8 protein-coding genes and 1 pseudogene are annotated in these 7,602 nt (G+C 36.4%); 5 read left to right on the top strand and 4 right to left on the bottom strand.

Annotation, left to right across the window (positions count from 1 at the left end):
• The first annotated feature begins 500 nt into the window (after positions 1–500).
• Positions 501–632: pseudogene (locus JSS34_07990) on the top strand (transposase family protein).
• Positions 633–919: 287 nt separating this feature from the next.
• Here JSS34_07990 and JSS34_07985 read toward each other — a convergent pair.
• The 3 genes from JSS34_07985 to JSS34_07975 form a co-directional block, all read right to left on the bottom strand.
• Positions 920–1,597 carry a sel1 repeat family protein gene (locus JSS34_07985; GenBank protein ID MBS0186254.1) on the bottom strand — a complete coding sequence of 226 codons (678 nt, stop codon included), beginning with the start codon at positions 1,595–1,597 and terminating at the stop codon, positions 920–922.
• A gap of 164 nt (positions 1,598–1,761) precedes the next feature.
• The gene (locus JSS34_07980; protein MBS0186253.1) at positions 1,762–2,211 is read right to left on the bottom strand and encodes a host attachment protein; all 450 of its coding nucleotides are present in this window, start codon (positions 2,209–2,211) and stop codon (positions 1,762–1,764) included.
• Positions 2,212–2,382: 171 nt separating this feature from the next.
• A complete protein-coding gene (locus JSS34_07975; protein MBS0186252.1) occupies positions 2,383–2,970 on the bottom strand; it encodes a peroxiredoxin in 588 nt (195 codons plus the stop codon).
• 266 nt (positions 2,971–3,236) lie between these two features.
• Here JSS34_07975 and JSS34_07970 point away from each other — a divergent pair, with 266 nt between their 5' ends.
• The 4 genes from JSS34_07970 to gshB are packed head-to-tail and all read left to right on the top strand — an operon-like array spanning position 3,237 to position 6,631.
• Complete coding sequence (locus JSS34_07970) at positions 3,237–4,295, top strand: SPOR domain-containing protein (GenBank protein MBS0186251.1); 1,059 nt, start codon at positions 3,237–3,239, stop codon at positions 4,293–4,295.
• 32 nt (positions 4,296–4,327) lie between these two features.
• Complete coding sequence (locus JSS34_07965) at positions 4,328–4,840, top strand: hypothetical protein (GenBank protein MBS0186250.1); 513 nt, start codon at positions 4,328–4,330, stop codon at positions 4,838–4,840.
• A gap of 37 nt (positions 4,841–4,877) precedes the next feature.
• Positions 4,878–5,654, top strand: coding sequence for a BON domain-containing protein (locus JSS34_07960; protein ID MBS0186249.1), 777 nt, complete (start codon positions 4,878–4,880; stop codon positions 5,652–5,654).
• Between the two features lie 14 nt (positions 5,655–5,668).
• Positions 5,669–6,631, top strand: coding sequence for a glutathione synthase (gene gshB, locus JSS34_07955; GenBank protein MBS0186248.1), 963 nt, complete (start codon positions 5,669–5,671; stop codon positions 6,629–6,631).
• A gap of 33 nt (positions 6,632–6,664) precedes the next feature.
• Here the strand turns inward: gshB and JSS34_07950 are convergent, their stop codons facing one another.
• Positions 6,665–7,579 (bottom strand): Rpn family recombination-promoting nuclease/putative transposase, encoded by a 915-nt coding sequence (locus tag JSS34_07950; protein ID MBS0186247.1) that lies wholly within the window; start codon positions 7,577–7,579, stop codon positions 6,665–6,667.
• Positions 7,580–7,602 lie beyond the last annotated feature (23 nt).

The raw sequence follows: 7,602 nt of genomic DNA, 5'->3' as shown, positions 1-7,602 counted from the left end.
ATATCTCTTTTCTTTTTAAAAGTATATTTGTTATTTTAATTTATGGAAATAGTATAATATATTTATAAGATTATTAGGTTAAGCATAGATAGATTTAGGATAATTCTTTATATATTTTTTGGATCTCTCATAACCCTAAAAGGAATATATTCCCCAAAAGTTGGATTTTTAGGGAACATACTCCCTAAAAATCATTTTCCCAGATTTCTTCATTCCATAAAGCTTTTAAAAATTCTTCAACTGGCCAAATTACAATTTCTTTCTCTTTTTCTTTCATTAGAGCTCTTGCATAACTGAAAATAAAAGTGCAAAGAAAATCCATATTAAAAGGAAAAATATGGAGGAAGGATGGCATACGAAAGAATAAAGGAATATAAAGAGGAAGAATTTCGAAGGCTTACTGGGGTAAAAAAAGCCTTTAACAAGATGCTCGAAATTCTGAAAGAACCTGAAAACAAGAAGAAATCTAAAGGAGGAAAGCAAAATAAGCAGAGTATGGAAGAGATAGATTGCTTATGGCCCTAGAGTATTTAAGAGAGTACCGAACGTATTTTCATGTTGCCGGATCTTATGGAATTTCTGAAAGTGCTTGTTATCGAAACATAAAGTGGATAGAAGATAGTGTGCTGTAGATGCATAGAAATAGGTGGTCAAGAAAAGGCTTAAAATTATGTGCTTAAAAGCTTTATAAAAGATGAAGGTAGGCCCTTCGGAGTCGGCTTCCAGGAGCAGGCTTCAAACCACCATAAGGGGCACTTATAAAGAGTAAGTGTCTTGAACGTTATGGAAAAGTCAGAAATAAAATCTGGCAGGTAAGGATTAGCAAGCCGAATAAAACTGAACCTTTGTTGACGCGTCGTTAGCCATAGAATGGCATCAAATATAACTGGGATCTTAATTCTTGAGTTTCGAAAGAAGTCTAATAAAAAACTGCTCCTTTTTTATTTTTAGAAATTTTCAAAATGTTCAAAATATGAATTTGTGCTTCTAAGTATCCTTGTTCTGCTGCTCTGGTAAAAAGCTCTAGAGCTTTTTTATTGTCCTGAATGACATCTTCCCCCTTTTCATATTTAAGTCCCAGAATGAATTGAGCAATAGCATCTCCCTGGTTGGCAGCTTTCATATAAAGTTCAAGAGCTTTTTGTGTATCCTGGTTAACGCCAACTCCTTCTTCATACATAATCCCAAGATTACATTGAGCTTTTGGATATCCTTGATTGGCAGCCTTTGTATATAACTCAAATGCTTTTTGTTTATTTTGAATAACACCTTCTCCAGTTTCGTACATAACGCCCAGATTAAATTGAGCCTGTTCGTATCCAAGCTCAGCGGCTTTAGTCCAGAGCTCTATCGCTTTTTCAGTATCTTTAGAAACTTTTTCTCCCTTATAGTACATAACTCCTAAACTATATTGAGCTTGTGCATCTCCTTCTGCAGCTGCCTGTTTATAAAACCCAATATCTTTTTCTGCCTTTAGAACACTCTCTTTTTCATTTTTAAAATTTTCAAGAGACCCTAACGCACGTTTTAACTGAGATTCACTGAAGGCAAAGACACCCGCACATAAGATCAAACTTAAAAGCAATTTTTTAATCAAGCATACTCCTCTAATTCAAAAAAATATTTCTCTTCATCCGTCATGCAAACTCTGTCATTAAACTCTCTGGAACATCTCCATTATCAGAAACCATCTGAACGTCATCATTATCTTCTAATGTGTCCATGTAAAAAAGATTACTCTAAAAAAGATATAGAGGGAGATTAACAACAGCCTTGATGAGCGGCAAGATATTCTTGAAGTTTATGAATCGGCAGATGAACTAGATCTTTTGACATTTCTTTGATGACCTTTTCGGAAGTTTTTTTTGAAAACTCTTCTCGTAAAACACCTAAAATTTTAGAAGGAGCGATGACAACAAGTTGATCAAAAACGCTCTTTGGATCATTCAAATAATCGGCAGCTTTTTTGGCAAAAAGTTCTTTCTGATAATCATGCCAATCATGTCTTGGTTGAAAGGCATGGCGTGTTTCAGAGCCAAGATTGAAGCCCCCACGGCCTGGCTTATCTGTGCCATGTTCATGGGTCAACGGAGGGTCTTGAAAATCTTCATGGACCATAATAGGAATAGCATCTTTAGCAGAAATATCTGAAATATAAATATGATCTCCATCCATAACAAGGGCCCAAGTTACTAAAGAGCGTGCCTTCATAAAAGTCTCCTAAAATGTTTAATTTTCGTTATTTCTTCTTATATCATACCTGAATTTAGAAGGTTTTCAATGCCTGTTCTTATATTATGTTAAAGATTTTTTTAGGAGGGAAGTCTCTTCTTTTCGGTAAAGACTGCCGAGCCATCTCAGAAAAAAGCTCGGCAGAAATTTTTAAGATTTTTGTTTTTTAAAATAATCAGAAACACCCTCAGCCGTTGCTTTTAAAGCAGCTTTATCTTTCTGCCAGTTTGCAGGACAGACTTCACCATGTTGTTCAACGTGTTGAAGAGCTTCTAGCATTCTAAGCGCCTCATCAACATTGCGTCCAAGGGGAAGATCGTTGACAACCTGATGGCGAACAATGCCCTCTTTGTCAATTAAGAACAGACCACGATAGGCAATGCCATCTTTATGAAGAACATCATAGGCTTCTGCGATTTTGCCTCCTAAGTCGGAGATGATAGGATACTCAATACCTTCGATTCCTCCTTTTTCTCTAGGAGTATCAAGCCAAGCTTTGTGAGAAAAATGACTATCAACGCTACATCCTAAAACAACGGCATTTTTTTTCTTAAATTCTGCAAGGCGATCCTGAAATGCATGGAGCTCTGTGGGACATACAAAAGTAAAATCAAGGGGGTAAAAAAACAAGATAACATATTTTCCTCGATAGTCTTCAAGATTTAACTCTTTAAAAGTTCCGGAATCGACTGAGTGTGCTTTAAATAAAGGGGCTGGTTGGCCAACAAGAACAGACATGAAAAATCTCCTTTTTGGGACTCTATTTAAAAGATCTTTAAAAATTTTTTTAAAGATCTTATTTTTGAATAACAGCACTTTAAAGCTGAATAGGATTTAATTGCAAGAGGGCTTAAAGGAATTATTTAAAAAGGATTCTATTTAAAAGCTCTAAAAAAGAGAAGTTCTTTACTTCTTAGGTGGTTTTGATTAAGTATATTAAGGGAAGTATACTTCTTTTTAAACAGAAGCTCTTTTTTGTATCTTAAAGAAAGATAAAAACAAATATGTTTAAGAAATTCCCCCCTTCTTTTTTTTCAGATCATAATGATGGGAAGAAAGAAGATCGTTTGTCTCAATCTGTCACGCCATGGCGACTAACAGTTTCACCTGTTCCAAGCTTTTTGTTAAGACCACAATCTAAAATCGAAAAGGGAAAAAAAGAAACGGTTTTAAAAAAAGAAGAGAAAGACTCTTTAAAAAAGCAAGATTCTAAAAAAGATACCTTGCGTGTAAATTCAGAACTGCCACGAATTTATCTTACGGATCAAGAAAAAAAAATATTTGGGAAAAAATCTCCCTATGACATACAAAATACAAACGAAAGGTATGTTTTTACCATGACAAAATTTTCATTTTGGACCGTTCTTGGAAGTCTTCTTATTTTAGGAATTTTATTCTTTTTTTGTGGGTTCGGACTTGCCCTTTATTTAATGACTTCTTCTCCTTCTTTTTTAGCAAAAATTGAACATAAAATATCTTGGAAAGGCAAGAATCTGGAAGAAGTTTTAGAAAAAAAAATGGACTCTCATGAGCAACATACAACAAAAAATCCTGAGAAAACAACGACACCTGCTGCAGCTCAAGAACCTCTTATTATGGCGCGTGTTGCGTCTATGCAAAACACTTCTTCCCCTTCGCACGCTCCCCTTCCTATCTCCGAGCCTGCTCCTGAGGGGATGCCTTCTTCAGAAAAAGTGTCGCATAAAGAGCCTACGCCAGCGACTTCTTCAAGTTCGTCTCTTTCTTCTTCCCCTTTAAAAAAATCACCTCTTTTGTCTTCTGCTTTAAAAAATGCACCCCAAGAACTTTCTTCGTATAGCCTAGAATATGGGGCTTTTGTAACGCGTGCAGATGCTCTTAAGCGTGTGGATGAGTTGACTCAAAAAGGATACCATCCTATTGTTGTGCGCATAAAGGGTGCTTTGCATACGGTTTCCTTTTCTGTTCGATGTGGTGAATATTCTACGCGTGAAAGTGCTGTAAAAGATCTGCAACATGCTGATAAAGAATTTGGACCAAGGGTTGTTCGTAATAGTTCTGAAGCGACGGTTGTTTATCCTTAAGAGATAGAAAAGTACAAAAGGATATAAAATAAATGAGATTAGGACAAAATTTAAAAAGACAAATCCATTGGTTTGGAAAGTTATTAAGTCTTTTTTTAATTCTTATTCAAGGAGCTTGTTCAGAAAGTCCTCCTCCTCCTGTTCCGCAAGTTTTTCTTGAAAAAGTCTACGTTACCATTGATCCAAAAGCAAATTTAGATACAGCCGTTGCAATGGATCTTTTAATTGTATATGAGGATGGACTTGTCGATACTCTTTTTAAAATGTCAGCTTTGAATTATTTTGAAAATAAGGAGCAAATTTTAAGAGATAACCCAGGCCAAATTGATGTGTGGAGTTGGGAGGTCGTGCCAGGTCAAGTTATCGCCCCCCGGCCTATTGTGATGTCTCAACCTATCCCAAGGGGAGGCGTTGTGTTTGCGAATTATCTGACACCAGGAGACCATCGTGTACGGCTTGGAAAAGAGTTGGTTGTTCAAATAAAATTGCTTCCCAAAGATCTTTTTGTCTCTCCTATTTTAGGAGAGATGGAAGATGAGGATTAGACCTTGCTAAAAATGCTTCTAGAGAAAGAATTATGACATGAAAATTTATTTTTTATACACGGCTCGCTTTATTTTACTCACTGGTGTGAGTAGTTTCTCTCTCCTTATAATGGGATGCGTTCCTGTGGCCCTTTTAGGCGTAGCTGGAACCAGCACGGATATTGCAACACAAGAAAGAGGTATTTCTGGAACGTTTAATGATACTGATATCCGAGCTCAAATCAATCATCTTTGGTTTAAGAAGAGTGTTGATCTTTATTCTCATATTCTTCTTTCTGTCCAAGATGGATATGTTTTGTTAACAGGAAGTGTTGCAAATGAAGATGACCGACTTGAGGCTGTAAAACTTGCTTGGCAAGCAACGGGTGTTAAAGATGTCTATAATGAAATTAAAATAGGTGCTCCACAAACAGTTGGAGAAGGACTCGAGGATACCTGGATTTCAACAAAAGTGAGATCCAATTTAATTTTTGATGAGAGTGTCCACTCAACAAATTATAGTGTGACAACATTTGATGGCGTTGTTTACCTTATGGGAATTGCTCAAAATCAACAAGAACTTGATGCAGCCATCGCTATTGTAAAGGATATTCGAGGTGTTAAGAACGTTGTAAGCCATGTCCATCTCAAAAAGCCCGATGAAGCATTAAAAACCGAGGAACAAGAAGGTGCATATGCACCTCCGGCCTCTTCTCAAATGCAAGAAGCAGATAATAACACGCTTGATATGTCACAAGAAGCGTATCCTGATGTTTCTGCTCCGTCCGCTCCTTCTTCTGGGATTCAAGAAGAAAAGTTAGAATCACCTCTTTAGGATGATTTTGTAATATGAAACAGCGTGTTGCGATTCAGGCTGATCTTCTCGAAACTTTGAGTTTTGAAACAGATACGTCCTTGAGGATAGCTTATGCGGCTCAAAAGCGCGGATATCAAGTTTTTTTTTATACGCCGCAAGATTTATCTCTCAGGTCCTCTTCCAAGATGTCTCCTTCTGTTCAAGCTCGGGGAAGATGGTTAAAGTTTCAAGGAAGCTTCTTTGAAAAATCTTACACTGTTTCTGAAGAAGAGGCGCTTCATCTTTCAGAAGCTTCTGTGGTGCTTATTCGGCAAAATCCTCCCGTTGATATGGCCTATCTTACAACAACATACCTTTTAGAATATCTACCACCTTCTGTTTTTGTCATAAATTGCCCAAAAGCCATTCGAGATTGTCCAGAAAAAATCTTTCCGCTTAGTTTTCCTAATTTATTTCCGCCCACCTTGATTAGCCGGGATATTTTAGAGATTAAGGACTTTCTAAAAACGCATCAGAAAATAATTGTCAAACCTCTTTATAAATATGGAGGGCAAGGGATTTCCTTATTGGAAGAAGGAAAAGACATAAATTCTTTTTTAAGATCTTTATTTGAAAAGGAGCAAGAGCCCTTTATGTTTCAAAAATATCTTCCAGAAATTAATATTGGAGATAAGCGCCTGCTTTTAGTGGGTGGAGAGGCGATTGGAATGCATCTCCGTGTTCCTCCAAAAGGATCTTATTTAGCCAATACATTTCAAGGAGGAAAGGTCGAGAAAGCATCTTATACAGAACGGGACCTCGAAATTATTGAAACTTTGAAAGGTCCTTTATGTGAAAAAGGACTTTTCTTTGTGGGTGTTGATATTATCGGAAACTTTGTGACAGAGATTAACACCACATCTCCAACAGGATTTTCATATTATAATCAACTTGAAAATACCTGCCTTGAAGATATTTTTTGGGATAAGGTTGAATCGCTTATTTTCTCAGCTTGATTTTTTATGAAAACCTCTGAAGGGAATTGTGCTTTATAAAGATGGTTTTTCTTCTTTTATAATTTTTTTAACATCTTCAGCTGTTAAGTTTGTTGCTTGAGAGATCGTCTCCAGATTTAACCCAATTTTGAAGAGTTTTTGAGCGATTTCAATTTTTTCTTCTCTCTTTCCCAGAACTATTCCTTCTCTCTTTCCCTCGGCTCTTCCTTCTTCTTTTCCTTTAGCCTCATATTTTTTAAGCGTATTTGCCTCTACCCTGAGCCATTTGAGGTGCCCTTCATAGATTTCTCTTTCTTCTTCCCCAAAATTCATGACTTCCAAAACAGTCAGAGCTTTTTTAAGTTCTTCGTTGTCAAGTTCTGGAGGTAAATGATTTTTGTTTAATAAGTCATGCCGTGTTAAAAAAGTGACCCATATATCTAAAGCGTTTTTAACTTTCGCAACAATGTCTTTCAATTCTTCCCGAGGATTCTCTGAAAATTTCTTGAGTTCTATCGTATGAAGTTCCAAATCTTTAAAATAAGGAAGCCCGCTTTCTTTTTCTTTCACATGAAAGACATTATGGTATTTTTTGACGGAAGGGATTGAAGTAAAATTAAGAATATGGATGCCAATGGCTTTAGAGAGACTTGAATAGTCCTCTTTGACCTGAAGTTGCTCTGTATAAAGTTTTGCCCAATAATAAAGAGCCCTTTTATCATAATCAGCCTCATCACTAATCTGAATTTCAATATTAAATCTTTTTCCATCAATTCCTTCGGCCTTAATATCCAAAATAGAGAGTTTATCTTTCTTAAAGTTTTTTGGATTATAGGGATTCAAGAGCTTCACATCGCTGACTTTATCTTCTTCTTCCACAATAGAGTTAATGAGAGAAATAAGGAGATCCTTGTTTTCTTCAACGCCAAAGATTTTTTTGAAGAGTAAGGGGCTCCAGAGCATACTCATCTCTCAAGCCCCTCCTCGAAGAA

The organism is Pseudomonadota bacterium, from assembly GCA_018242545.1.
Lineage (GTDB): Bacteria > Pseudomonadota > Alphaproteobacteria > 16-39-46 > 16-39-46 > 16-39-46.
The sequence above is the reverse complement of the archived record's forward strand: the minus strand, read 5'-3'. Positions and strand labels throughout refer to the sequence as shown.

Coding starts and splice junctions, on each gene's coding strand:
- JSS34_07960 (MBS0186249.1), top strand. CDS start 4,878: ATGAAAATTTATTTTTTATACACGGCTCGCTTTATTTTACTCACTGGT.
- JSS34_07965 (MBS0186250.1), top strand. CDS start 4,328: ATGAGATTAGGACAAAATTTAAAAAGACAAATCCATTGGTTTGGAAAG.
- JSS34_07950 (MBS0186247.1), bottom strand. CDS start 7,579: ATGAGTATGCTCTGGAGCCCCTTACTCTTCAAAAAAATCTTTGGCGTT.
- JSS34_07975 (MBS0186252.1), bottom strand. CDS start 2,970: ATGTCTGTTCTTGTTGGCCAACCAGCCCCTTTATTTAAAGCACACTCA.
- JSS34_07970 (MBS0186251.1), top strand. CDS start 3,237: ATGTTTAAGAAATTCCCCCCTTCTTTTTTTTCAGATCATAATGATGGG.
- JSS34_07980 (MBS0186253.1), bottom strand. CDS start 2,211: ATGAAGGCACGCTCTTTAGTAACTTGGGCCCTTGTTATGGATGGAGAT.
- gshB (MBS0186248.1), top strand. CDS start 5,669: ATGAAACAGCGTGTTGCGATTCAGGCTGATCTTCTCGAAACTTTGAGT.